Genomic DNA, 24,320 nt, shown 5'->3' on the forward strand with positions numbered 1-24,320 from the left:
GACAGGAGGTATCAGTGAAGGGGAATTCTTTTTATTTTGCTGCTGCTGCCCTGGCTGGACTGGTGATCGTGCTGGAAGGGAACATAGCATTATCGCTATTTGCCGTATTCCTTATGTACCTATTTGCACTAATAAAACGATTCTCAAAAATGTTGATTCTTCTTTTATTTATTACGCTGCTGATATTTGCCTGCAGAGGTTATTTTGCAGAAAAGGGAAATCACAGTGTATTAAGCGGAGCCGAGAAAACGTTTCAGCTGGAGCTGTCAGAAATGAAGATTGATGGAAACAGCCTTTCTGTAAACTCACGCGACAGAAAGACAGGGGAAAAACTGCTTCTTGCCTATAAGCTGGATTCACAGAAAGAAAAGCAGCTGCTGCGGAACAATCTGGTTCCAGGGCTGGTATGCCACGTGGATGGCATTCTCGAAAAGCCCATGCAGGCAGCTAATCCGAATGGATTTGACTACAGGCTTTATCTGGAAAGAAAGCAGACGTTCTGGATTCTTGAAGCTGATTCGCTGATGCTCAGCCGGTGTTCCGGCACGGCAAGCCATCCTGTTGCAAAAATAAAGAGGCTGAGGCAATCAGGGATCGCTTATATTGAAACGGAATTCCCCGGGAGCCTTGCACCGCTGGCAGCCGCCCTTGTTTTTGGAGAAAGGGGCCTGATGGACACCAGTCTGCTGGAGGACTATCAGAAGCTCGGCATTGTGCATCTTCTGGCGATATCCGGCCTTCATGTCGGCCTCCTGGCAGCCATGATCCTTTATATAGGGAAAAGAGCAGGCGTCCCCAGTAAAAGGATGAAATTCCTGCTGCTGCTGTTCTTGCCCGTTTACGCCGTCCTGACCGGCGGGGCTCCTTCTGTCACCAGGGCTGTACTGATGTTGATGTGTATGCTGATCTATTCGCTGGCTGCAAGAGGAAAGAAGAAGCTTCAGCCGATTGATGCCGTAAGCTCTGTTTTTGCCGTTTGCCTTTTCTTCTCCCCTCATATAGTCTACGAACCCGGATTTCAGCTGTCTTTTTGTGTCAGCTTTGCCCTTATTATCTCAGCTCCCTCAATCTTTAAAAATCTGAACCACTGGATATCCCAAAGCGTGGCTGTTTCATTGGCTGCCCAGCTTGCATCCGCCCCGATCATTCTCTTCTTCTTTTATGAGATATCGCTTTTCGCTCTCTTCGCCAATCTTCTTTACATCCCCTTTTTTTCATTTATCCTCTTGCCTGGCATCCTGCTGGGATTCCTTTTGCATATACTTTCAGGTGGGAATGCCGGCCTGATCCTGCAGGTGCTTGAGTGGAGCGCAGGCATGGCCAATTTGGCCGCCGGAAAGCTTGGATCATTGCCTGGTGCTGTGTTGGTGCTGGGGAAGCCATCCGGGCCTGCTTTGGCCATGTATATAACAGGAGTACCAGCATTATTGATCATATGGGAAAGGAAGAAAGAGCACTTTACCCTTAAAATGGCCGCAGGCATGCTGTTGCTTTTCTCCTTTCAGCCATTGGAACAAAAATTCTCTCCAAAAGGGGAAATCACCTTTCTGGATGTAGGGCAGGGTGACAGCATTTTGGTTTCCCTGCCCTATGGCAAGGGAGATTATTTAATCGATACAGGCGGCAGGCTTCAGTTTGAAACCGAAGAATGGGAAAAAAGAAAAGATATATTTGATCCAGGGAAGGATATTGTGGTGCCATTTTTGAAGAGCAGAGGAATTTCCCGGCTGGACAGACTGATCCTGACCCATGGGGATGCTGATCATATAGGGGGAGCAGCTGGTGTGCTGGATGAGATTAAAATCAATGAAATCGTCTTCCCTAGAGGGGGTGAGGGCGGGGAGCTTGAAAATTTGCTGATCCAGCGGGCGGATGAACTGTCCATACCAGTGGTCTATGCTGAATCAGGGAGCGGATGGCAGGCTGGCAGCAGCAGCTTCCAAATCATCTCCCCCATCCAGGGCAGAGAATATGGAAGTAAAAACGATGGTTCTCTTGTCATCCTGGCGAAAGCCGGAGGGTTGCGCTGGCTTTTTACAGGCGACCTTGAGGAGGAGGGAGAAGGCAGGATCATCCAAAAATATCCTCATTTAAAGGCAGATATACTCAAAGCGGGGCACCATGGAAGCAATTCCTCCAGTTCGAGCCAGTTTCTGCGGCAAATTGAGCCTAAAGCGGCCGTCATCTCTGCCGGGAGGAACAATCGGTATGGGCATCCTCACCAAGAAGTACTTTTAAGATTGAGTTCCGAGAAAATAAAAATCTTGAGAACTGATCTTCATGGGGCAATTACCTACACATTTACCGAAAAGGCAGGAACGTTTTCCCTCAAGCTCCCATAATATAAGATTAAGAAAGCCCTTCCCATTCACCGCAGGCTTCATAAGCAGAAATGAAAAGAGACTGCATGTGTATGCAGTCTCCATAAATTTACGCTATGTAGCTGTTTTTAAGCTCCAATGAATTTAATGACTGTTGCAATAACAAACAATAATGCGAAAAAGCCGAAAGATACGGCAAACCCTACGCCGGAATCAACAGCATCGTTGCGTTTGCTTTGGACGTTCTTTTCAAATTCGTTCACAGTCTACCCCTCCTATATCATTTTTAGTATAAGCGATATATAAAAAAAAATCCACAATTCCTGTGTGCGTTTTCCTGGACTAGAAGGAGTTGTCACAAATAGTTTGATTTCGCGCAGCAGAAAATAACATCACAATGTTTTCGCACCGCCGCCAATCAAGTATCCTAGGCCTTGGCTGGCGACGTTCAATATAGATGGGGAACTGGGCATCGGCGAGCCCGGTTCCTTTGAATGCTTGTCAAATCGTCCGGTCTTCTTTAGGATAGGAGTAGGAAAAAAAGTATTGAACGGAGCGAGACAATTGGTTTTAGATGTGTGGAAGCAAATAAATAACAAACAATTCACCCCGATATATTTATTATACGGAACAGAAGGCTTTTTGATTAATGAAACAAAACAGCTGCTTATCAACAATGTGCTGGCTGAAGACGAGAGCGATTTTAATCTGTCTACATATGATTTGGAGGAAACACCAATAGAAGCGGCACTTGAGGATGCAGAGACCTTCCCTTTCATGGGGGATAAGAGGCTCATCTTTCTTCACAACCCCTCTTTTCTGACTTCCGAAAAGACAAAGGGGAAGACTGAGCATAATCTGGCCAAGCTGGAATCCTATTTAAAAGAGCCGTCGCCATATTCAATTATTGTGTTTGCGGCACCCTATGAAAAGCTGGATGATAGAAAAAAGATTACGAAGGAACTGAAGAAAAAAGCAAGTGTCCTTGAGGCCAAAAAACTGGGGGAGCAGGAGCTGAAAGTCTGGATCAGGGAAAGGGCTGCCCAGAACGGCGTCCAGATTGAGGAGGATGCCGTGCAGCTTATGCTGACTCTGGCAGGTACCAACCTCTTTATGCTGACAGGTGAAATTGATAAATTGGCCTTATATGCCGACGAGGAAAAGCTGATTGATGCCGAGGCAGTTGACAAGCTGGTTGCCAGGTCGCTTGAGCAGAATATTTTCACCCTTGTCGACAAGGTGGTCCACAGAAAAATAGATGAGGCACTGCGGATTTATTATGATCTTTTAAAGCAAAATGAAGAGCCGATTAAAATTCTTTCCATTCTGACCGGCCAATTCAGGCTGATCTACCAGGTGAAGGAGCTGTCGAGAAGGGGATACGGCCAGCAGCAGACGGCCGGATACTTAAAGGTCCATCCCTTCAGGGTCAAGCTTGCAGCCGGACAGGCCCAGCTTTTCGGAGATGAAGAACTGTCCCGCATCATGAAGCTTCTGGCAGAAGCAGATTATGAGATGAAAACAGGGGGGATGAACAAGGAAATGCTTATTGAGATGTTTTTGTTCAGGCTCCACGACCATGCCCTCCACAAACAGACAAAATAAAAAAATGGCCCAAAAGGCCATTTTTTTCATTTTTACGGCATAAGAAAAGGCTATCTGTGAAGATAGCCGGGAATCTTTAAACGATTACGCGTTCAAAGAGTTTAGTTTTTTAGCAAGACGAGATTGCTTGCGTGCAGCAGCGTTTTTGTGGATAAGGCCTTTTGCAGCAGCTTTGTCAAGCTGGCTGACTGCGTTCGCATATGCAGTCTTAGCAGCAGCTGTATCTTCGTTCACGATTGCAGCTTCAGCTTTCTTGACAGCAGTACGCATTGAAGACTTAACAGTCACGTTTTGAGCATTGCGGGCTTCGCTTGTTTTTACGCGTTTAATAGCAGATTTAATGTTTGGCATTCCATTCACCTCCTAGAAAAAAGCAATCGAGATTATATTAACTCGACTTTCATATCATTCATTAACAATAATTAAGAACAAGTGCTATTTTATCAAAGGCATGCTAATAATGCAATACTGTAGTTTAAAATCAATTCTTTTTGCCGGGAAGGACCCAAAAGCAGTTTGATCATTTTAGGGAAGCAAATGAACATAGGCTCCAGGCGGGACAGCTTCTGAATGAATTGGCGCGGTTCAGGCAAAGCTAGGAAAAAGCACCGGCCCAGGCCGGATTGAAGAAAAGAGGGCAGCAATGTGAAAGAACCATTAGATCTTAGCAGCTATTCAATAAGAACCGACCTTGCCATTGAAGCCAGGGAGATAGTAATGGATGAACGCTCAAAAAACCTTGGGAAAGAAGAGAATCTCTCTCAGCTTGAAGGGGTCATAATTAAAGAAAAAGAAGAAGATGATCTCAAGATATCTTATGTTGAGGTGACATCAGAAGGCGCCAAATCCCTCGGGAAGAAAGAAGGCAAGTATCTAACCATTGAGGTCCAGGGTATCAGGCAGCAGGACACAGAGCTTCAGCAGAAGGTCGAAAATGTGTTTTCAAGCGAATTGGCCCGTTTCATTGAGGGGATGGGGATCAAGAAAGATGCAAGCTGCCTTGTCGTTGGTCTCGGAAACTGGAATGTCACGCCCGATGCACTGGGACCCCAGGTTTGTGAAAATATTTTGGTCACACGCCACCTTTATCAGCTTCAGCCGGAAAATGTTGAAGAGGGCTACAGGCCAGTAAGTGCCCTTGCCCCTGGCGTTATGGGGCTGACCGGGATCGAGACAAGCGATATCATCTTTGGGGTAGTGGAGAAGACGAAGCCGGATTTTGTGCTTGCAGTTGACGCCCTGGCCGCCCGCTCAATTGAAAGGGTGAACTCTACCATCCAAATTTCTGATACAGGCATCCATCCGGGTTCAGGAGTAGGCAACAAGCGGAAGGAGCTCAGCAGGGAAACTCTCGGGATTCCAGTGATTGCAATTGGGGTGCCGACCGTCGTGGATGCAGTAAGCATCACAAGCGATACAATTGATTTCATTCTTAAGCATTTCGGCAGGGAGCTTAAGGAAGGTGACAGGCCATCCCGGGCGCTGGCCCCTGCAGGCATGAATTTCGGGAAAAGGAAGAAGCTCACAGAGGAAGACCTGCCAGAAGAACAGCAGCGGCAGACTTTCCTTGGCATTGTCGGCACACTTCCAGATGAAGAAAAGAGAAAGCTGATTTATGAGGTGCTTTCTCCTATCGGCCATAATCTGATGGTAACACCGAAAGAGGTGGATGTGTTTATGGAGGATATGTCCAATCTGGTAGCCAATGGGCTGAATGCTGCCCTCCATAGCAGGATCAACCAGGAAAATTCCGGTTTTTATACTAGGTAGCCTTCTTGAGGTTCTATCTACTCTAGCACAGTCATAAGATTTACTAGACTTAAGCTGAAGAGGTGGACCTATGAAAACAGCGAAACCAACTGATAACCGCCCGGGGATGATTGGGTCTGGATTTCTGAAGGCAAGCACAGCCTGTCTGCTGTTTTCCGGCCTGGTATTTGCAGTCAGCGGGGCTGTTGCTTTTCCGGGCAATGAATATAGGGCTGTCCCTGAATCTATCAGGGCTGCGCTGTCCAATATGAAAGCAGAGGGGCTGTACCAGCTGATTGGTTTGGAGAATCACCATTTCCATGCAGCGCTGCCGGATAGACCGGTGCCCCCTCCCCTTTCAGGCCTATTATTCGAACTGTCCACGAATGTACGCCTGAATGACCCGGGCAGTCTGCTTGGAAGAGAACTGCCTGCCTTTCGAGGTTATGAAGGCGCACTCCTCACAGCGGGTGAAGAAACGAATAATCCCAATATGCCAATTGAATCCCCGCCTCCGATTGAATCGCTGCGGGCTGAACAGGAAGCTTCCCTGATGAACGGCGGAAAAATGGCGGGTATCGATGAAGAAACAAGGATGACGACCGGAGGCAAAAAGATCGTTTATATTTATTTTTCGCATAATCGTGAATCTTTCCTTCCTTACTTGGATGGAGTGAAGGATATTGATCAGGCATTTCATCCTGAACAGAATATCACCAAAGTGGGAGAACGCCTGAAATCAGCCCTGGAGGCAAAGGGCATTGGCGCAGCGGTGGACAAGACTGACATCCAGGCTGACTTAAGCAGAAAAGGCTGGAGCTATTCACAGTCATATGACCAGTCAAGGGAAGCCGTCGAAACTGCACTCGCAGCTGATCAACATCTGTCTTATTTAATTGATATCCATCGGGATGCCAAAAGGAAAAGTGATACCACGACGGAAATAGATGATGTCGATTTTGCTAAAGTCGCTTTTATCATTGGTGCAGAGCATAAAGGTTATGAGCAGAATCTTTCATTTGCCAATGAACTTCATAATCTTTTGGAAAAAAAATATAAAGGCTTAAGCAGGGGGGCATTCACAAAGGAAGGAAGCCTGACGAACGGTAAATTCAATCAGGATTTATCCGAGCATGCGATTCTGGTTGAAATCGGAGGGGTGGACAATACCTTCGAGGAGCTGTACAGATCAGCTGAAGCTCTGGCAGAAGTTTTCAGTGAATATTACTGGCAGGCAGAGAAAGTAGATTCTTCCGGAAATATCCCTGCCGGCAAAGAATGAAAAAGGTGATTATGATGAAAATGTTTATGGTAAAAGCTTTCCTTGCTGCAGCATTGATGTTCATTTCCGTCCTTTTTGGCATGCAGCATGCCAATGAGGGGACGAGGGCTATGAGAGGCTATGATGAAAAAGGGCTGAATCCTGCTTTCTCCATTAATGAAAGCAGTACAGGGGAGCTGGAGGCCTCCATACTCGGCCAGGACGTATCTTCGCATGACCTGGAAAAGAAAAGAGAAAAGCTGGAAGAGATGAAGGCATATAATTTCTTTTCCTCTGCCGGCAGGGATCTTGCCGAAGGGCTATCAAAGGCCGCAGACACCGCCATACAGAAAGTGGCGGATCTGATAAAATAATAGAGAACAATCGGCCATCCGGGAGATGGCTGTTTTATTTTAGTGGCCTTCTCAGTGCTTCCGCTTTTCCTTGAATGTTCCAACCCCTGCTGATATAATCAAAAATAGTGTATATGCGCGAGTATAGTAGGAGTGAACGCTATGAATAGAGAAGACAGACTGGAAAGACAATCGAAAACCCGGAATTTTTCAATAATTGCCCATATTGACCATGGGAAATCAACGCTGGCTGACAGAATCCTGGAAAGAACAAATGCCTTGACGGCGCGGGAAATGAAGGACCAGCTGCTCGATTCCATGGACCTGGAAAGAGAACGCGGGATTACAATCAAATTGAATTCTGTGCAATTAAAATATAAAGCAAAAGATGGAGAAATTTACACTTTTCATCTGATTGATACCCCAGGGCACGTAGACTTTACTTATGAAGTGTCCCGAAGCCTTGCAGCATGTGAAGGCGCAGTGCTTGTTGTGGATGCTGCACAAGGCATTGAAGCCCAAACTCTGGCAAATGTGTACCTTGCCATTGATAATGACCTTGAAATTGTACCGGTCATCAACAAAATCGACCTTCCAAGTGCAGATCCTGAACGGGTGCGCGGTGAAATCGAGGACGTCATCGGGCTTGATGCCAGTGAGGCTGTATTGGCATCTGCAAAAGCAGGGATCGGAATTGAGGAGATTCTGGAACAGGTCGTTGAGAAGGTTCCAGCTCCACAGGGAGATCCAGATGCCCCGCTGAAGGCGTTGATCTTTGACAGCCTTTATGATGCATACAGAGGCGTTGTTGCCTATATCCGTGTTGTTGAAGGAACAGTGAAGGTCGGTGATAAAGTCAAGATGATGGCGACCGGCAAAGAGTTCGAAGTCACGGAGGTAGGCGTTTTCACACCGAAATCAACTCCGCTGCCTGAGCTTTCTGTAGGTGATGTAGGCTTCCTGACAGCAGCAATTAAGAATGTCGGCGATACACGTGTCGGCGATACGATCACAAGCGCGAAAAATGGAGCTACAGAACCCCTGCCAGGCTACCGGAAGCTGAATCCAATGGTATACTGCGGCCTGTACCCGATTGACAGCGCCAGATTCAATGATTTGCGCGAAGCGCTTGAAAAGCTGGAGCTCAACGATTCTGCGCTTCAGTTTGAGCCGGAGACTTCCCAGGCATTGGGCTTCGGTTTCCGCTGCGGATTCCTTGGACTGCTTCATATGGAAATCATCCAGGAACGCATTGAGCGGGAATTCAAGATAGACCTGATCACAACTGCACCAAGCGTTATCTACGATGTTGTCATGACTGACGGCACTTTGCTGAAAGTGGACAATCCGTCAGATATGCCTGACGCACAGAAAATTGACCGTGTAGAGGAGCCTTATGTAAAGGCGACGATGATGGCGCCAAATGATTATGTCGGTGCAATCATGGAGCTCTGCCAGGAAAAACGCGGTATTTTCATTGATATGCAGTATATGGATGAGACCAGGGTCAGCATTGTGTACGAAATTCCGCTTTCGGAAATTGTGTATGACTTCTTCGATCAGCTTAAATCCAGCACAAAAGGCTATGCCTCATTCGATTATGAGCTGATTGGCTATAAAGAATCCAAGCTTGTCAAAATGGACATTCTGCTTAACGCTGAAAAAGTCGATGCGCTCAGCTTTATCGTCCATAGAGATTTCGCATATGAACGTGGAAAAGTGATTGTAGAGAAACTGAAGGACCTGATTCCCCGCCAGCAGTTTGAGGTGCCGATCCAGGCTGCAATCGGGCAAAAAATCGTTGCGCGTTCAACGATTAAAGCGATGAGGAAGAACGTATTGGCGAAATGTTACGGCGGAGATATTTCCCGGAAAAGAAAGCTGCTTGAAAAGCAGAAGGAAGGGAAAAAGCGCATGAAGCAGGTTGGCTCTGTCGAAGTTCCGCAGGAAGCATTCATGGCAGTCCTGAAAATGGACGATACGACTCCCAAAAAGTAACAGGCTCCAGGTTTGATTTGTTGCCGGAGGTTAGATATGCTTGCATACAAGCAACTCTAACCTCTTTTTCATTGAAAAAAAGATCTGCCGATGAGCAAATTATTAAAGGTTGTGACGACACGTATGATAAATGCGGCTTATATCCATATACCGTTTTGTGAACATATATGCCATTATTGTGATTTTAATAAAGTGTTTCTTAAAGGCCAGCCGGTCGATGAATATCTGCAGGCCCTTGAAAAAGAAATGGAATTGACCCTTCAGGATCGTCCCTCAAGCCCTTTCCGTTCAATTTTTGTTGGCGGAGGCACCCCGACTGCCTTGGATGCACGCCAGCTCGAGATGCTGTGCGCATCAATCAGAAAGCATATGCCTCTTGAAGAAGGGGCAGAATTCACCTTCGAAGCAAACCCGGGCGATCTTTCTGAAGATAAGCTGAAGGCGCTTTATGATGCCGGGGTAAACAGGCTGAGCTTTGGAGTCCAGACCTTCAATGAAGAATTGCTGAAGAGGATCGGCAGAACACACAGGGCCAAGGATGTATTTGCATCAATTGAACTTGCGAAAAAAACAGGGTTCAGCAGCATCAGTGTAGACCTTATTTACAGCTTGCCGGGCCAGACCATCGCTGACTTCAAGGAAACGCTGGATACTGCCTTTACACTGGATATCCAGCACTATTCCGGATACTCACTGATCATTGAACCGAAGACGGTTTTTTATAATCTTATGCGAAAAGGGAAGCTTCCTTCCCCGGGTGAAGATGCAGAGGCAGCGATGTATGAGCTTCTTATGGAAAGGATGGATCTTGAAGGATTTAAGCAATATGAAATCAGCAATTTTGCGCTTCCCGGTTTTGAAAGCAGGCATAACCTGACATACTGGAATAATGAAGAGTATTATGGATTTGGAGCCGGGGCCCATGGCTATGCAGGCGGGAGCCGGAATGCCAATTACGGGCCGCTGAAGAAATATATGGAGCCCTTGTCGGAAAACAAACTTCCTGTCATGGAATCGCATATTGTGACAAAAGCTGAAAGGATGGAAGAGGAAATGTTCCTGGGGCTTAGAAAGACGGAAGGTGTAGAAGTTTCCCGCTTTATGGAGAAATTTGAAGAAGATCCCCTTCAGCTGTTCAGGAGCGAGCTGGAAAGGCTTCAGACATTAGAACTGATCGAAGCTGGCGGGAAGTCGATCCGGCTGACGCGAAAAGGGCGCCTTCTTGGGAACGAAGTATTTCAATCCTTCATCGGTGTAATCTAATGATTGACATCGCGCCTATAAATTTGATAATTTATTATTAGATTTAGCACTCACTGTTGAAGAGTGCTAACAGAGGTGATAAACGTGTTAACAGATCGTCAATTATTGATTTTCCAGGTGATTGTTGATGATTTCATTCGGTCTGCCCAGCCAGTCGGTTCAAGGAGCCTGTCGAAAAAAGAAGAAATTTCTTTCAGTTCGGCCACTATACGAAACGAAATGGCTGATTTAGAAGAATTGGGTTTTATCGAGAAAACACACACCTCATCCGGAAGGGTTCCTTCTGAAAAAGGCTATCGCTATTATGTTGACCATCTTTTGTCACCCCAGAAGCTGAACCAGCAGGATATATTCACCATTAAGTCCCTCTTTGCAGAGCGGATTTATGAGCTCGAAAAGATTGTGCAGAAATCTGCCAGAATCATGTCAGAACTGACGAGCTATACGTCAATTGTCCTTGGTCCAGCCGTTAAAGAAAACAAGCTGAGAAAAATTCAGATTGTCCCTCTGAACAAGGATACGGCCATAGCCATCATTGTGACTGATACAGGGCATGTGGAAAACAAAATGTTCAGCATACCTGAGAATATCCACCCTGGGGAAATAGAAAAACTGGTCAATATCCTGAATGAGCGGCTAGCCGGTGTGCCTATAGATAATCTCAACGATAAAATCTATAAAGAAGTGGCTGTACTGCTCAGGCAGCATGTCAATCACTATGATCTCCTGCTCTATTCTTTTGCTGACATATTAAAGCTGTCAGCCAATGAAAAACTCTTTTTCGGCGGCAAGACGAACATGCTCAGCCAGCCGGAATTCCATGATATCAATAAAATCAGGAATCTGATGAATATGATTGAGCAGGAAGAAAGCATCTATGATTTAATACGCAAAGATAAATCAGGAATCAATATTAAAATCGGCAGAGAGAATGAGAACTCGGCCATGGAAAACTGCAGCCTCATTACTGCCACCTATTCAATGGGGGCAGAGCAGCTGGGGACCATCGCGGTCCTTGGGCCGACGAGGATGGAGTATTCCAGGGTGATCAGCCTGCTGCAGATTATCAGCGCAGACCTCACTGACGTCCTGACGAAGCTGTATCAAAAGAGCTGACGCGGGTAATATTGATGATGGGTGGAAGCTGTCTTCCATCCCTTTCATTGCGTGTAAATATTTATATCCAATCAGCGTCCTATGGCATGCAAGTCACGCCAGGCATGCTTAACCTTTAAGGGAGGTGAACTAGTTGGCAGACAATAAGGACTTTTTAAAGGAAGAAGAACAAGAAGCAGCCGCTGCACAAGGCAGCAATGAGCCAATCGAAGCAGTTTTCGGAGAATCAGCTGCACCATCTGAAACTGGTGAAAATGGTGAAGAGCCATCTATGGGCCAGGAAGACTCAGCAGAGCTGAAGGCTGCACACGAAAAAATTGCAGAGCTTGAGGCGAAATTGGGGGAAGCAGAAAACCGCTATCTCCGTCTTCAGGCAGACTTTGATAATTCCAGGCGCCGGGCAAAGCTTGACCAGGAGGCGGCTGAAAAATATAGAGCACAAAAACTGATCACTGAACTGCTTCCAGCCCTTGACAATTTCGAAAGAGCGCTGAAAATGGAAACTGACAATGAGCAGGCCAAAACGCTCCAGCAGGGAATGGAAATGGTTTACCGCAGTCTTGCGGAGGCGATCAAGAAAGAAGGCGCCGAAGCAATCGAGGCTGTCGGAAAAGAGTTTGATCCGCATCTGCACCAGGCTGTCATGCAGGTTGAAGACGAAAACTTTGCATCCAACACAGTTGTGGAAGAATTCCAAAAAGGCTACATGCTAAAGGACAGGGTCATCCGTCCGGCAATGGTAAAAGTAAACCAATAATAAAACTACATATATCGGGAGGTAAGGAACATGAGCAAAATCATTGGCATTGACTTGGGTACTACAAACTCATGTGTATCCGTTCTAGAAGGCGGAGAGCCTAAAGTAATTCCGAATCCGGAAGGAAACCGTACAACTCCATCAGTTGTCGCATTCAAAAACGGCGAACGCCAGGTTGGCGAGGTAGCTAAGCGCCAATCCATTACAAATCCAAACACGATCATTTCTGTTAAACGCCATATGGGTACAGACCATAAAGTGGAAGCAGAAGGCAAGGAATATACGCCGCAGGAAATGTCTGCTATCATCCTTCAGTATCTTAAAGGCTATGCAGAAGATTATCTTGGTGAAAAGGTTGAGAAAGCTGTTATCACAGTTCCAGCATATTTCAATGATGCTGAACGCCAGGCGACAAAAGATGCAGGCAGGATTGCCGGCCTGGAAGTAGAGCGCATCATCAACGAGCCTACAGCAGCGGCTCTTGCATACGGTCTTGACAAAATGGACGAAGACCAGACAATCCTTGTTTATGACCTTGGCGGCGGTACATTTGATGTATCCATCCTCGAGCTTGGCGACGGAGTTTTTGAAGTTAAATCAACTGCCGGCGACAACCGTCTCGGAGGGGATGACTTCGACCAGGTAGTCATTGATTATCTAGTAGAACAGTTCAAAAAAGAAAACGGCATCGACCTTTCAAAAGACAAAATGGCGCTTCAGCGCTTGAAAGATGCAGCTGAAAAAGCAAAGAAAGATTTGTCCGGCGTCACTTCTACACAAATCTCCCTTCCGTTCATCACTGCAGGGGATGCAGGTCCTCTTCACCTGGAGGTTACACTGTCCAGAGCGAAGTTTGATGAACTGTCAGCGGGCCTTGTAGAACGTACAATGGGACCTACGCGCCAGGCGCTCAAAGATGCCGGGCTTTCTCCATCAGAAATTGATAAGGTCATCCTTGTCGGCGGTTCAACCCGTATTCCTGCAGTTCAGGAAGCAATCAAGAAGGAAGTTGGAAAAGACCCTCATAGAGGCGTAAATCCTGATGAAGTTGTTGCTATGGGCGCAGCGATCCAGGGCGGAGTCATTTCCGGAGATGTTAAAGATGTAGTCCTATTGGATGTAACGCCATTATCACTTGGAATCGAAACAATGGGCGGAGTGTTCACAAAGCTGATCGAACGCAACACAACAATCCCGACTTCCAAGTCCCAGGTATTTTCTACAGCGGCTGACAGCCAGACTGCTGTTGACATTCATGTGCTTCAGGGTGAACGCCCAATGGCAGCTGACAATAAAACTCTTGGCCGCTTCCAATTGACTGATATCCCGCCGGCACCGCGCGGCATACCTCAAATCGAAGTATCCTTCGATATTGACAAAAACGGCATCGTCAATGTACGCGCCAAAGATCTTGGAACAAACAAAGAGCAGACAATTACAATTAAATCTTCCACAGGCCTTTCTGACGATGAAATCCAGCAAATGGTCAGGGCAGCAGAAGAAAATGCAGAAGCAGATAAAAAGCGCAAAGAAGAAGTGGAGCTTCGCAATGAGGCAGACCAGCTAGTCTTCACAACTGAAAAAACTTTAAAGGATCTTGAAGGCAAGGTGGATGAAGCGGAAGTTGCGAAAGCGAACGAAGCTAAGGATGCACTGAAGGCGGCAATCGAAAAGAACGAGCTGGAAGAGATCCGCACTGCAAAGGATGCCCTTCAGGAAATCGTGCAAAATCTTTCTATGAAGCTCTACGAAGAAGCAGCGAAGCAGGCTCAGGCAGCTCAGGGTGCTGAAGGCCAAGGCGGAGATGACAATGTCGTGGACGCAGAATTCGAAGAAGTAAACGACGACGACAAAAAATAATAGCAGGCAGCAGGATATAAAAGTCAAAGTCAGGTTCCACTTGACTTTGGCTTTTTTTCTTAATCTGGAGCAGTGATTAGGCCAGGTGATTAGCCTGCGTTCCTTATTAGGGCAAGCGCCCTCCGCTTTTAGTTTATCCAGCTCCGGCGGCTAGGCCCTCGAAGTCTTAAGCCAAGCAGATCAGAAGGTTAAAGAACAACCTTCCGCTCTTCCTTGTCTTAAGCTTGTCGGGCCTGAACAAGCCGCCTCCGCTTTTAGTTTAACTATTGCACTTTTTCTTTATAGAGTGATACAATAATCTTTATGTGAAATGACCGGGGAGTGTGAAATTCATGAGCAAACGGGATTATTATGAGGTCCTGGGGGTCAGCAAAAGTGCCAGCAAGGATGAAATAAAGAAATCCTACCGCAAGCTTTCAAAAAAGTATCATCCTGATATTAATAAAGAAGCGGACGCAGATGAGAAATTCAAGGAAGTAAAAGAAGCATACGAAGTTTTGAGTGATGATCAGAAACGCGCCCACTATGACCAGTTTGGCCATACAGATCCCAACCAGGGCTTTGGAGGAGGAGATTTCGGAGGCGGATTCGGCGGATTCGAAGATATCTTCAGTACTTTCTTCGGAGGCGGTGGAAGGAGAAGGGATCCGAATGCACCAAGGCAGGGGGCCGATCTTCAATATACAATGTCCCTTTCTTTTGAAGAAGCGGTATTCGGAAAAGAAACTGATATTGAAATACCGAGGGAAGAAACATGCGAGACTTGCGACGGTTCAGGGGCCAAGCCTGGCACTAAGCCTGAAACTTGCCGGCATTGCCATGGCTCCGGCCAGCTGAATGTTGAGCAGAATACGCCGTTCGGCAAGATTGTCAACAGAAGGGTCTGCCAGTACTGCAGCGGCACAGGCAAAGAAATCAAAGAAAAATGCCAAACTTGCGGCGGCACAGGCAAAGTGACCAAGCGGAAGAAGATCCATGTAAAAATTCCGGCCGGCATTGATGACGGACAGCAGCTGCGCGTGACCGGACAAGGGGAACCAGGAATTAACGGCGGTCCTCCAGGAGATCTATATGTAGTATTCCATGTCAGGGGCCATGAATTCTTTGAACGCGAAGCTGACGATATTTACTGTGAAATGCCAATCACTTTTGTCCAGGCAGCACTTGGTGATGAGATCGAGGTGCCGACCCTTCACGGAAAAGTGAAACTGAAGGTTCCTGCCGGGACTCAGACAGGCACCCGCTTCCGCCTGAAAGGAAAAGGCGTGCCGAATGTGAGGGGCTATGGAAATGGCGACCAGCACATACTTGTGCGGATTGTCACGCCGACAAAACTGACAGAAAAACAGAAACAGCTTCTGCAGGAGTTTGGCGAAGTGAGCGGCCAAGTGCCGCAGGGTGAACAGGAAGAAAGCTTTTTCGCAAAGGTAAAAAGAGCCTTTAAGGGTGAATAAAGGAATGGGAGTTGGTAGAGAATGAAATGGTCAGAAATCAGCATTCATACAACAAATGAGGCGATTGAACCGATTTCAAACATTTTGCATGAAGCCGGAGCAAGCGGAGTAGTCATTGAGGATCCGTTTGATTTGATTAAAGACAGAGAAGATCAATTCGGTGAAATCTACCAGCTCAATCCGCAAGATTACCCAGAGGAAGGCGTTATTGTGAAAGCCTATCTTCCGGTCAACAGCTTCCTGGGCGAGACGGTGGATGAAATTAAGGAAGCCATCAATGGCCTTATCCTTTACAATATTGATATCGGGCTTAATAAAGTGACGATCAGTGAAGTGAACGAAGAGGAATGGGCCACTGCCTGGAAAAAATATTATAATCCTGTTAAAATATCTGAACGGTTCACCATTGTGCCGACCTGGGAGGATTATACGCCTGTAAGCAGCGATGAATTGATTATCGAGCTTGATCCGGGCATGGCTTTTGGCACCGGGACACATCCGACGACAGTCATGTGCATCCAGGCGCTGGAGCGTACGGTGGCACAAGGGGACAGAGTCGTTGACGTCGGAACCGGTTCAGGTGTGCTCAGCATTGCTGCTGCCATGCTCGGGGCGGAAAAAGTGGAAGCACTTGATCTTGACGAAGTGGCTGTTAAGTCTGCAAGGCTTAACATTAAGCTGAATAAGGTGCATGAGATTGTAAGTGTTTCGCAGAACAACCTGTTAAACGGAGTGCAGGAAGGGGCCGATGTCGTAGTTGCCAATATTCTTGCCGAGGTCATCCTGCGCTTTACAGATGAAGTGGCCAAAACGGTGAAAAAAGGCGGACGCTTCATTGCATCTGGCATCATTCAGCAGAAAAAGCAGCAGGTCAAAGAGGCAATCATCCAGGCCGGGTTCGAAATTGAAGAAATCCTGCAGATGGAAGACTGGGTCGCCATCATTGCCAAAAATAAATAAGACAAATATTTGACTGGACGGGAAAAACGGGAGTACTTGAAGCTGGGATACACCCCATGTCCTTCAAAATCCCTTTTTTCCGTTTGGCGGATTTGCAGCAGCCATACGGCATTTGCAATAAGGAAAGGTAGGCAGGTGCAGCCATGCAGCGATATTTTACAAATCGGGATAAGGATGGCAGATTCATCATAGCAGGCGACGATTTCCACCATATTACAAGGGTCATGCGCATGAAGGAAGGGGACAGCATTATTTGTGCCGTCCGCGGCGGCAGGAGTGCGGTATGCCGGATTGAAGAAATTACCGATGAACAAGTGATTGCGGAAGTAGTACAATGGAAGGAAGCGAGCTCAGAGCTTCCAATCAAAGCTGCAATAGCGAGCGGATTGCCTAAAGGGGATAAGCTTGAGCTGATCATCCAAAAGGGGACAGAGCTTGGAGCTTCAGTGTTTATCCCTTTTACTGCAGCCCGTTCGATTGTAAAATGGGATGAGAAGAAAGCGGGAAAGAAAACAGAACGCTGGCAGAAAATCGCCAAAGAAGCGGCTGAGCAGTCTCATAGAGATTTGCAGCCTGATGTGCTCCAGCCTGTGAGCATGAAAGAGCTGATAGACCTGGGCAAGGGCTATGACCGTAAAGTGATTGCCTATGAAGAAGATGCCAAAGACGGGGAAAGCTCTGCTTTTGCATCTCTTTTGTCGGGCATGGAAAAGGGGCAGTCCCTTCTCATGGTGTTTGGCCCGGAAGGCGGCCTCTCGGAAAAGGAAGTTGCACTCTTAAAGGACAATGGATTTTTGTCATGCGGACTTGGCCCGAGGATATTGCGTACTGAAACAGCGCCGCTATATGCGCTTGCGGCTGTTTCTTATCATTTTGAACTAATGAGGTGAATACAATGGCAACAGTTGCTTTTCATACACTTGGCTGTAAGGTGAATCATTATGAAACAGAAGCAATCTGGCAATTGTTTAAGCAAGAAGGCTACGAACGGACAGATTTTGAATCTGCATCCGATGTATATATAATCAATACCTGTACAGTAACAAACACAGGTGATAAAAAAAGCCGCCAGGTCATCAGAAGGGCGATCAGGAAGAATCCTGATGCTGTAATCTGTGTAACAGGCTGCTACGCCCAGACCTCGCCTGCAGAAATAATGGCCATACCTGGTGTGGATATCGTCGTGGGTACACAGGACAGGGTCAAGATGCTGGAGTATATCGAACAGTATAAACAAGAACGCCAGCCGATCAATGCTGTCGGAAATATTATGAAAAACCGTGTGTACGAAGAACTGGATGTTCCTGCCTTCACGGACAGGACACGCGCTTCCCTGAAAATTCAGGAAGGCTGCAATAACTTCTGTACATTCTGCATCATCCCGTGGGCACGGGGCTTGATGAGATCCCGCGATCCGCAGGAAGTCATCCGCCAGGCGCAGCAGCTTGTCGATGCAGGCTATAAGGAAATTGTCCTGACCGGCATCCACACAGGCGGCTATGGAGAAGACATGAAGGATTACAATCTTGCCATGCTGCTAAGGGATCTCGAGGCACAGGTAAAAGGCCTGAAGCGTCTTCGCATTTCCTCTATCGAAGCAAGCCAGATCACTGATGAAGTGATTGAGGTGATGGACAAGTCTGAAGTGGTCGTAAGGCACCTGCATATTCCTCTGCAGTCAGGCTCTAATACTGTACTTAAGAGAATGAGAAGAAAGTACACAATGGAATTCTTTGCAGAGCGCCTTGACCGCCTAAAAGAGGCGCTTCCCGGCCTTGCCGTCACATCTGACGTTATTGTCGGCTTCCCTGGTGAAACCGAAGAAGAGTTTATGGAAACCTACAATTTTATCAAAGAGCATAAATTCTCGGAGCTGCATGTGTTCCCTTATTCAAAAAGGACCGGTACACCTGCAGCCCGGATGGAAGACCAGATTGATGAGGAAATTAAGAATGAGCGGGTGCACCGCCTTATTTCCCTTTCCGATCAGCTGGCAAAGGAATATGCATCACAGTTTGAAAATGAGGTGCTTGAAGTCATTCCTGAGGAAATTTACAAGGAAGATCCTGAGAGCGGGCTTTATGTCGGGTATACTGACAACTACCTGAAAGTCGTATTCCCAGCATCAGAAGAGATGGTAGGGAAAATCGTGAAAGTCAAGATATCCAAGGCAGGCTATCCTTTTAATGAAGGACAGTTTGTCCGGGTCGTTGACGAGGATGCTGTATACGAAGAAGCGGCTGTCTAAGTATGTGATAAAAAAGAATGGGGAGTATTCCCCATTCTTTTTTTTGTCAAAAATCGGCCGGAGGATTCTTCGGTCTACATATTTCCCTTTTAATATAGAAAAAATAGACGGGATGAAGAAAACGATTGCAAAAAACGATTAAAACCCATAATTTCAGCTACTTTTTTCGATAAGACAATGGTATGATGTAGAGGTACGGACAACTTGTTTGTTGAAAGGAGAACCATTGATATGGCAACTAATGTAGCAAAAATGATCGATCATACATTATTGAAAGCAGATGCGACAAAAGAACAGATTGAGGTACTTTGTTCAGAAGCTAAAGAATACAGTTTCGCGTCTGTCTGTGTTAACCCTGCGTGGGTCAGCTACGCGAGTGAACTGCTGGAGGGTTCAGGCGTAGATGTCTGCACTGTCATCGGCTTTCCGCTGGGGGCGTCAACACCTGAGGTAAAAGCATTTGAAACTAAAAATGCCATTGAGAACGGCGCAACTGAAGTAGATATGGTTATTAATATCGGTGCATTAAAGAGCGGCAGCAGTGATCTTGTAGAAGCAGATATCCGTGCAGTCGTTGAGGTGGCAAAAGGGAAGGCACTTACAAAGGTCATTATTGAAACATCCCTCCTTACAGAGGAAGAGAAGGTCCTGGCATGTGAGCTGGCTGTAAAAGCAGGCACAGATTTTGTTAAAACTTCTACAGGTTTTTCTACTGGGGGCGCAACCGTTGAAGATATCAGGCTGATGAGAAAAACAGTCGGTCCTGAAATCGGTGTTAAAGCATCAGGCGGTGTCCGCAGCACCGAAGATGCTCAGCAGATGATTGAAGCAGGAGCTACAAGAATCGGTGCAAGCTCCGGAGTGGCGATCGTTAATGGATTAACGAGCGATTCAGATTACTGATTACTAAATGGAAAAGACAGGCCAGCATCAATTGCTGGCCTGTCTTTTTTTATTTGTCATGGATCTTCATAATTAACCTTCCAAAATGTTCAGCAAACGGCAGTACCATTAAAGAAGTGAGCACATTGAATAATACACTCACATGTGCCAGCTGGACATCCGGTTCGGCCGCTGCCCATTCGCCGAATGAGGAAAGGGAGGCTATGAAAGGGAGGAAAAGGGCTGCTCCCGCTATATTCAGCCAGATATGTGCAAAGGCAGTGAGGCGCGCCTCCTTCCCTGCGCCAATGGATGCAAGATAGGCAGTGAGGCAGGTCCCGATATTGGCTCCGAGCATAAAGGCTATGCCTGTATCCAATTCTATGATCCCGCCGTTCAGAAACCCCATGATGATCCCCACAGCCGCAGTGCTGGATTGGATGATCGCTGTCAGCACCATGCCAACTGCCGCACCGGTCAGATGGCTGTTCTCCATAAGCCCGAGAATATCGGTCAGAAAAGGGACACCCTGCAGCGGGGAAGCTAGAAATTCAAAGCCCTTCATCGAGGAAAGTACAATGGAGATGCCAAGGATTCCCATACCAATATGCTTCAGTGCCTTTCTGCCAAATAAGATAAGGCAAGACCCGGCTGCTGCCAGGGGGATGATGAGAGACTCGATATTGAAGGTGATGAATTCTGTTGTAAACGTCGTTCCAATATTTGTTCCCAAGATGATGCCGATCGATTGGGGGAAGGTCAGGATCCGGGCGGAAATAAGGCCGATAGTCAACACCATAACAGCAGAGCTGCTTTGCAGGACAGCAGTAATCAGCATTCCTGCCAGCATCCCCTGCCAGGGGAAATGGGTGTAAGCGGCGATCTTCCGCTTGAATGAATCACCGGAAAGTCCGTATAACCCTGATCTTAACAGTGCCATTCCGTATATGAAAAAAATAATCAACAATAAAAACAGGATAATCAGCAGCATGCGTTCTCACTCCTTCATTTAAACTCTATGAAGGAATGGGACTGGACATGCCTTGCGAAAAGGGTTTAATTTTACCGCTTCTATGGTAAATTAAATGAAAGGACAGAGCCTGCAAAAAAAAAAACTGCACCTGCCCGTGATGAATTACAGTTGACCTTGTATCACTGTTATATTATAATTGCAAGGTACATGGAAATCTATGTTTCTGATGTAAGTGTGTTGTGCTCGGAGGGAGGGAAAGAGAATGTCTAAAACAGTCGTTAAAAAGAACGAATCGCTTGAAGATGCTCTTCGTCGCTTCAAACGTTCTGTATCTAAAACAGGTACTTTACAAGAGGCGAGAAAGCGCGAATTCTACGAAAAACCTAGTGTAAAGCGCAAGAAGAAGTCCGAAGCTGCTAGAAAACGTAAGTTCTAAGAGAGGGTGTATCAACTATGAGTCTTCTCGAGCGTTTAAATGATGATATGAAACAAGCGATGAAAAACAAAGAAAAAGATAAACTCACTGTCATTCGGATGATTAAAGCATCTCTGCAGAATGAAGCCATCAAGCTTGGCGGAGAGCTTAACGAAGAGCAGGAGTTAACTGTCCTTTCTCGCGAAGTGAAACAACGCAAGGACTCCCTCCATGAATTTGAAAAAGCAGGTCGTGAAGACCTTGTTGAAAAATTGCGGAACGAATTGATATTCGTCGAGCTATATATGCCCAAGCAGCTGTCTGAGGATGAAGTATCAAAGATTGTCCAGGAGACAATCGAAGAAACTGGAGCATCAGGAAAAGCCGATATGGGAAAAGTGATGTCTGCCATTATGCCTAAAGTAAAAGGCAAAGCGGACGGCTCACTTGTAAATAAACTTGTACAACAACACCTTTCATGAAAAGTATGCCAAAAGACCGCAAGCAATCTGCCTGCGGTCTTTTTATTGCTTGTGAGCGGCATACTGCAATAAATTCAGGGTACGTATGGAAGGTGTGCCGCTGTTAAAAACTATTACATAGGAAAAAATAATGCCGAAAAGAGAAAATGTGCTAAAAATGAATCTTTTTTCTTTTTAAAACGTAAGTAAAAGAAGATTAACTTTTGTTTGGGAAAGGAGGAGAAAATGGTGGCTCTCAGAAGGGCAGTCACTCTGCTGGCGTTTTTGGGCATCCTGCTGATTATGCTGATTCCCGAAAAAGGGAATGCTGATAATGAAGTGGTATACGTTGTTCCCATTGAAGAAACAGTGGAAAAAGGCCTTTATGCATTTTTGAACAGGGCTGTCAGCACCGCTGAAGAGAATGGGGCTTCTGCCATTATTTTTGAAATGGATACACCTGGGGGCGCAGTGGATGCTGCCGGGAAAATAGGCAAGCTGCTTGCGGAAACAGAATTGAAGACGGTGTCCTTTGTCAATAATCAGGCCCTGTCGGCCGGTGCCTATATCTCTTTGAATATGGATGAAATATACATGGTGCCTGGTGCTGTCATGGGATCTGCTGCCATTATCGATCAATCAGGGAACACCGCAGGAAAGAAAGCGGAATCCTATTGGCTGAGCGCAATGAAGAGTGCTGCTAACCAGTCTGGCAGGGATCCGGAGATAGCACTGGCCATGGCGGATGAGTCGGTTGATCTGCCGGAATATGGCGCCCCAAAAGGGAAGCTTCTCACTTTGACATCAGAGCAGGCAGAGCAGGCAGGGTATTCTGAAGGCACTGTTTCATCTCTTGATGAACTGCTGGACACTCTTGGCTACTCAGGGGCAGAGATCAGGAGCCTGGATGAAAGCTTTGCAGAGAAAATAGCCCGTTTTATCACCCACCCGGTTGTTGTGCCGATTCTCTTGTCTGTCGGCAGCCTGGGACTTGTGCTTGAGCTTTACTCGCCGGGATTCGGCATCCCGGGATCGATGGGACTTGCTGCCCTCCTGCTGTTTTTTTACGGCCATATGGTTGCAGGCCTGGCAGGATATGAGTCCATCGTTTTGTTTTTGGTCGGCCTGGGGCTGATCATACTGGAGTTTTTCCTTCCAGGAGGGATTGCCGGGGCAATAGGCCTTGTTTCGGTTGTAGGAAGCTTGTTTCTTGCAACTGACAACGTTGTCCATACGGCCGTATCCATTTTGATTGCCATTGGCATTTCTATTTTGGTATCCATCTTAATGATAAAGGTGTTTGGTAAAAAAATGAAATTCTTCAGGAAAATTATATTGAGCGATTCGACAAGCACTGAGAAAGGGTATATCTCAAACAAGACGCGTGCAGAGCTTATCGGTCTTGAAGGCTATGCTCTGACTGCATTAAGGCCGGCCGGGACGGCTGTGCTCGAGGATGAAAGAATCGATGTTGTCAGCGAAGGCGGTTTTATCCAGAAAGGGGCAAGGTTAAGGGTCGTAAAAGCAGAAGGCTCCCGGATTGTTGTGAGAGAAATGCTTGATATGGAAAAAAAAGCCGATCAATGAATGGACTCCCGTGGAAACAGGGATGACAAATAGATTTTAAGGAGGAACATAATGTTAGGAGAAGGAACTGTATTTATTTTAGTAGCCGTGGTTTTGGCCGTTATTCTGCTGGCGGTGCTGTTTACTTTCGTACCAGTGGCACTCTGGATTTCCGCCCTGGCGGCAGGCGTCAGGGTCAGCATCTTCACGTTGATTGGAATGAGGCTCCGCCGGGTCATCCCGAATAGGGTCATCAATCCTTTGATTAAAGCCCATAAAGCGGGTCTGGATGTTACAACAAATCAGCTTGAGAGCCATTATTTGGCCGGAGGTAATGTGGATAGGGTTGTAAACGCACTGATAGCCGCACACAGGGCCAATATTGAATTGAGCTTTGAGAGAACCGCCGCTATCGACCTTGCTGGACGTGACGTTCTGGAAGCTGTACAAATGAGTGTCAATCCTAAGGTGATTGAAACACCGTTCATTGCCGGTGTGGCAATGGATGGGATAGAAGTCAAAGCTAAAGCGCGGATCACGGTCCGGGCAAATATTGAGCGGCTTGTAGGGGGAGCCGGGGAAGAAACAATCGTAGCCCGTGTAGGTGAAGGGATTGTTTCGACTATCGGTTCTTCGGATAATCATAAGAAAGTACTTGAAAATCCTGACATGATCTCTCAGACAGTTCTGTCGAAGGGCCTTGATGCAGGCACGGCATTTGAAATCCTGTCCATTGATATCGCGGATGTGGACATCGGCAAGAATATCGGTGCTGAGCTTCAGACTGAGCAGGCGGAAGCAGATAAGAAGATCGCCCAGGCTAAGGCTGAGGAAAGGCGTGCAATGGCCGTTGCCCAGGAGCAGGAAATGAAAGCAAAAGTAGAAGAAATGAGAGCAAAGGTTGTCGAAGCAGAAGCCAAAGTCCCTCTTGCCATGTCAGAAGCTCTCCGGTCAGGTAATCTCGGGGTGATGGATTACATGAACATCCAGAATATATCTGCTGATACGGATATGAGGGGTTCAATTGGAAGAACAACAGATCCAGGCATGGATGGGAAAAATAATGACTAACTAGCCG

General features: G+C 46.6%; 22 protein-coding genes. 19 read left to right on the forward strand and 3 right to left on the reverse strand.

Annotated elements, in window-relative coordinates:
- The first annotated feature begins 14 nt into the window (after nt 1-14).
- A complete protein-coding gene (locus Q9R36_RS16160; protein WP_311225522.1) occupies nt 15-2,342 on the forward strand; it encodes a DNA internalization-related competence protein ComEC/Rec2 in 2,328 nt (775 codons plus the stop codon).
- A gap of 107 nt (nt 2,343-2,449) precedes the next feature.
- Here Q9R36_RS16160 and Q9R36_RS16165 read toward each other — a convergent pair whose 3' ends face one another.
- Nucleotides 2,450-2,584, reverse strand: coding sequence for a YqzM family protein (locus Q9R36_RS16165; protein ID WP_009796271.1), 135 nt, complete (start codon nt 2,582-2,584; stop codon nt 2,450-2,452).
- Between the two features lie 301 nt (nt 2,585-2,885).
- Between Q9R36_RS16165 and holA the strand changes: the two genes are divergently transcribed.
- Entirely contained in the window at nt 2,886-3,926 is a 1,041-nt protein-coding gene (gene holA / locus Q9R36_RS16170; RefSeq protein ID WP_009796270.1) for a DNA polymerase III subunit delta, read from the forward strand.
- 84 nt (nt 3,927-4,010) lie between these two features.
- Here the strand turns inward: holA and rpsT are convergent, their stop codons facing one another.
- Nucleotides 4,011-4,277: a 30S ribosomal protein S20 gene (rpsT, locus tag Q9R36_RS16175; protein WP_009796269.1), complete on the reverse strand. Its 267-nt coding sequence runs from the start codon at nt 4,275-4,277 to the stop codon at nt 4,011-4,013.
- 294 nt (nt 4,278-4,571) lie between these two features.
- Here rpsT and gpr point away from each other — a divergent pair, with 294 nt between their 5' ends.
- The 13 genes from gpr (at nt 4,572) to deoC (ending at nt 19,848) form a co-directional block, all read left to right on the forward strand.
- Nucleotides 4,572-5,696, forward strand: coding sequence for a GPR endopeptidase (gpr, locus tag Q9R36_RS16180; protein WP_009796267.1), 1,125 nt, complete (start codon nt 4,572-4,574; stop codon nt 5,694-5,696).
- A 70-nt stretch (nt 5,697-5,766) separates the two neighbouring features.
- A complete protein-coding gene (spoIIP, locus tag Q9R36_RS16185) occupies nt 5,767-6,957 on the forward strand; it encodes a stage II sporulation protein P (protein WP_101550348.1) in 1,191 nt (396 codons plus the stop codon).
- 11 nt (nt 6,958-6,968) lie between these two features.
- Nucleotides 6,969-7,310, forward strand: coding sequence for a YqxA family protein (locus Q9R36_RS16190; protein ID WP_224951539.1), 342 nt, complete (start codon nt 6,969-6,971; stop codon nt 7,308-7,310).
- A gap of 141 nt (nt 7,311-7,451) precedes the next feature.
- A complete protein-coding gene (lepA, locus tag Q9R36_RS16195) occupies nt 7,452-9,287 on the forward strand; it encodes a translation elongation factor 4 (RefSeq protein ID WP_094767029.1) in 1,836 nt (611 codons plus the stop codon).
- A 123-nt stretch (nt 9,288-9,410) separates the two neighbouring features.
- Nucleotides 9,411-10,550, forward strand: a complete 1,140-nt coding sequence (hemW, locus tag Q9R36_RS16200; RefSeq protein WP_022544210.1) for a radical SAM family heme chaperone HemW — start codon at nt 9,411-9,413, stop codon at nt 10,548-10,550.
- A gap of 84 nt (nt 10,551-10,634) precedes the next feature.
- Nucleotides 10,635-11,666, forward strand: coding sequence for a heat-inducible transcriptional repressor HrcA (gene hrcA, locus Q9R36_RS16205; protein WP_009796262.1), 1,032 nt, complete (start codon nt 10,635-10,637; stop codon nt 11,664-11,666).
- 133 nt (nt 11,667-11,799) lie between these two features.
- The gene (gene grpE / locus Q9R36_RS16210; RefSeq protein ID WP_101550346.1) at nt 11,800-12,423 is read left to right on the forward strand and encodes a nucleotide exchange factor GrpE; all 624 of its coding nucleotides are present in this window, start codon (nt 11,800-11,802) and stop codon (nt 12,421-12,423) included.
- Between the two features lie 30 nt (nt 12,424-12,453).
- Nucleotides 12,454-14,283 (forward strand): molecular chaperone DnaK, encoded by a 1,830-nt coding sequence (gene dnaK / locus Q9R36_RS16215; RefSeq protein WP_009796260.1) that lies wholly within the window; start codon nt 12,454-12,456, stop codon nt 14,281-14,283.
- A 332-nt stretch (nt 14,284-14,615) separates the two neighbouring features.
- Nucleotides 14,616-15,737: a molecular chaperone DnaJ gene (gene dnaJ / locus Q9R36_RS16220; RefSeq protein WP_094767031.1), complete on the forward strand. Its 1,122-nt coding sequence runs from the start codon at nt 14,616-14,618 to the stop codon at nt 15,735-15,737.
- Between the two features lie 21 nt (nt 15,738-15,758).
- On the forward strand, nt 15,759-16,697 hold the full coding sequence (gene prmA, locus Q9R36_RS16225) for a 50S ribosomal protein L11 methyltransferase (RefSeq protein WP_101550344.1): 939 nt from the start codon (nt 15,759-15,761) through the stop codon (nt 16,695-16,697).
- A 143-nt stretch (nt 16,698-16,840) separates the two neighbouring features.
- On the forward strand, nt 16,841-17,587 hold the full coding sequence (locus Q9R36_RS16230; protein ID WP_009791385.1) for a 16S rRNA (uracil(1498)-N(3))-methyltransferase: 747 nt from the start codon (nt 16,841-16,843) through the stop codon (nt 17,585-17,587).
- Between the two features lie 5 nt (nt 17,588-17,592).
- Complete coding sequence (mtaB, locus tag Q9R36_RS16235; RefSeq protein ID WP_009791386.1) at nt 17,593-18,945, forward strand: tRNA (N(6)-L-threonylcarbamoyladenosine(37)-C(2))-methylthiotransferase MtaB; 1,353 nt, start codon at nt 17,593-17,595, stop codon at nt 18,943-18,945.
- 231 nt (nt 18,946-19,176) lie between these two features.
- A complete protein-coding gene (deoC, locus tag Q9R36_RS16240; RefSeq protein WP_311225523.1) occupies nt 19,177-19,848 on the forward strand; it encodes a deoxyribose-phosphate aldolase in 672 nt (223 codons plus the stop codon).
- Between the two features lie 49 nt (nt 19,849-19,897).
- Here deoC and Q9R36_RS16245 read toward each other — a convergent pair whose 3' ends face one another.
- Nucleotides 19,898-20,818 carry a Na/Pi symporter gene (locus tag Q9R36_RS16245; RefSeq protein ID WP_148949015.1) on the reverse strand — a complete coding sequence of 307 codons (921 nt, stop codon included), beginning with the start codon at nt 20,816-20,818 and terminating at the stop codon, nt 19,898-19,900.
- Nucleotides 20,819-21,062: 244 nt separating this feature from the next.
- On the opposite strand from Q9R36_RS16245, the gene rpsU reads away from it, so the two are divergent.
- The 4 genes from rpsU (at nt 21,063) to floA (ending at nt 24,313) form a co-directional block, all read left to right on the forward strand.
- Complete coding sequence (gene rpsU / locus Q9R36_RS16250; protein WP_009791389.1) at nt 21,063-21,236, forward strand: 30S ribosomal protein S21; 174 nt, start codon at nt 21,063-21,065, stop codon at nt 21,234-21,236.
- Nucleotides 21,237-21,253: 17 nt separating this feature from the next.
- Nucleotides 21,254-21,697, forward strand: a complete 444-nt coding sequence (locus Q9R36_RS16255; RefSeq protein ID WP_009791390.1) for a GatB/YqeY domain-containing protein — start codon at nt 21,254-21,256, stop codon at nt 21,695-21,697.
- 225 nt (nt 21,698-21,922) lie between these two features.
- Nucleotides 21,923-23,263, forward strand: coding sequence for an NfeD family protein (locus Q9R36_RS16260; protein ID WP_094767035.1), 1,341 nt, complete (start codon nt 21,923-21,925; stop codon nt 23,261-23,263).
- Nucleotides 23,264-23,314: 51 nt separating this feature from the next.
- Complete coding sequence (gene floA / locus Q9R36_RS16265) at nt 23,315-24,313, forward strand: flotillin-like protein FloA (RefSeq protein ID WP_009791392.1); 999 nt, start codon at nt 23,315-23,317, stop codon at nt 24,311-24,313.
- Nucleotides 24,314-24,320: the final 7 nt, after the last annotated feature.

The organism is Bacillus sp. AG4(2022), assembly GCF_031844465.1.
GTDB lineage: Bacteria > Bacillota > Bacilli > Bacillales > Cytobacillaceae > Bacillus_AB > Bacillus_AB infantis.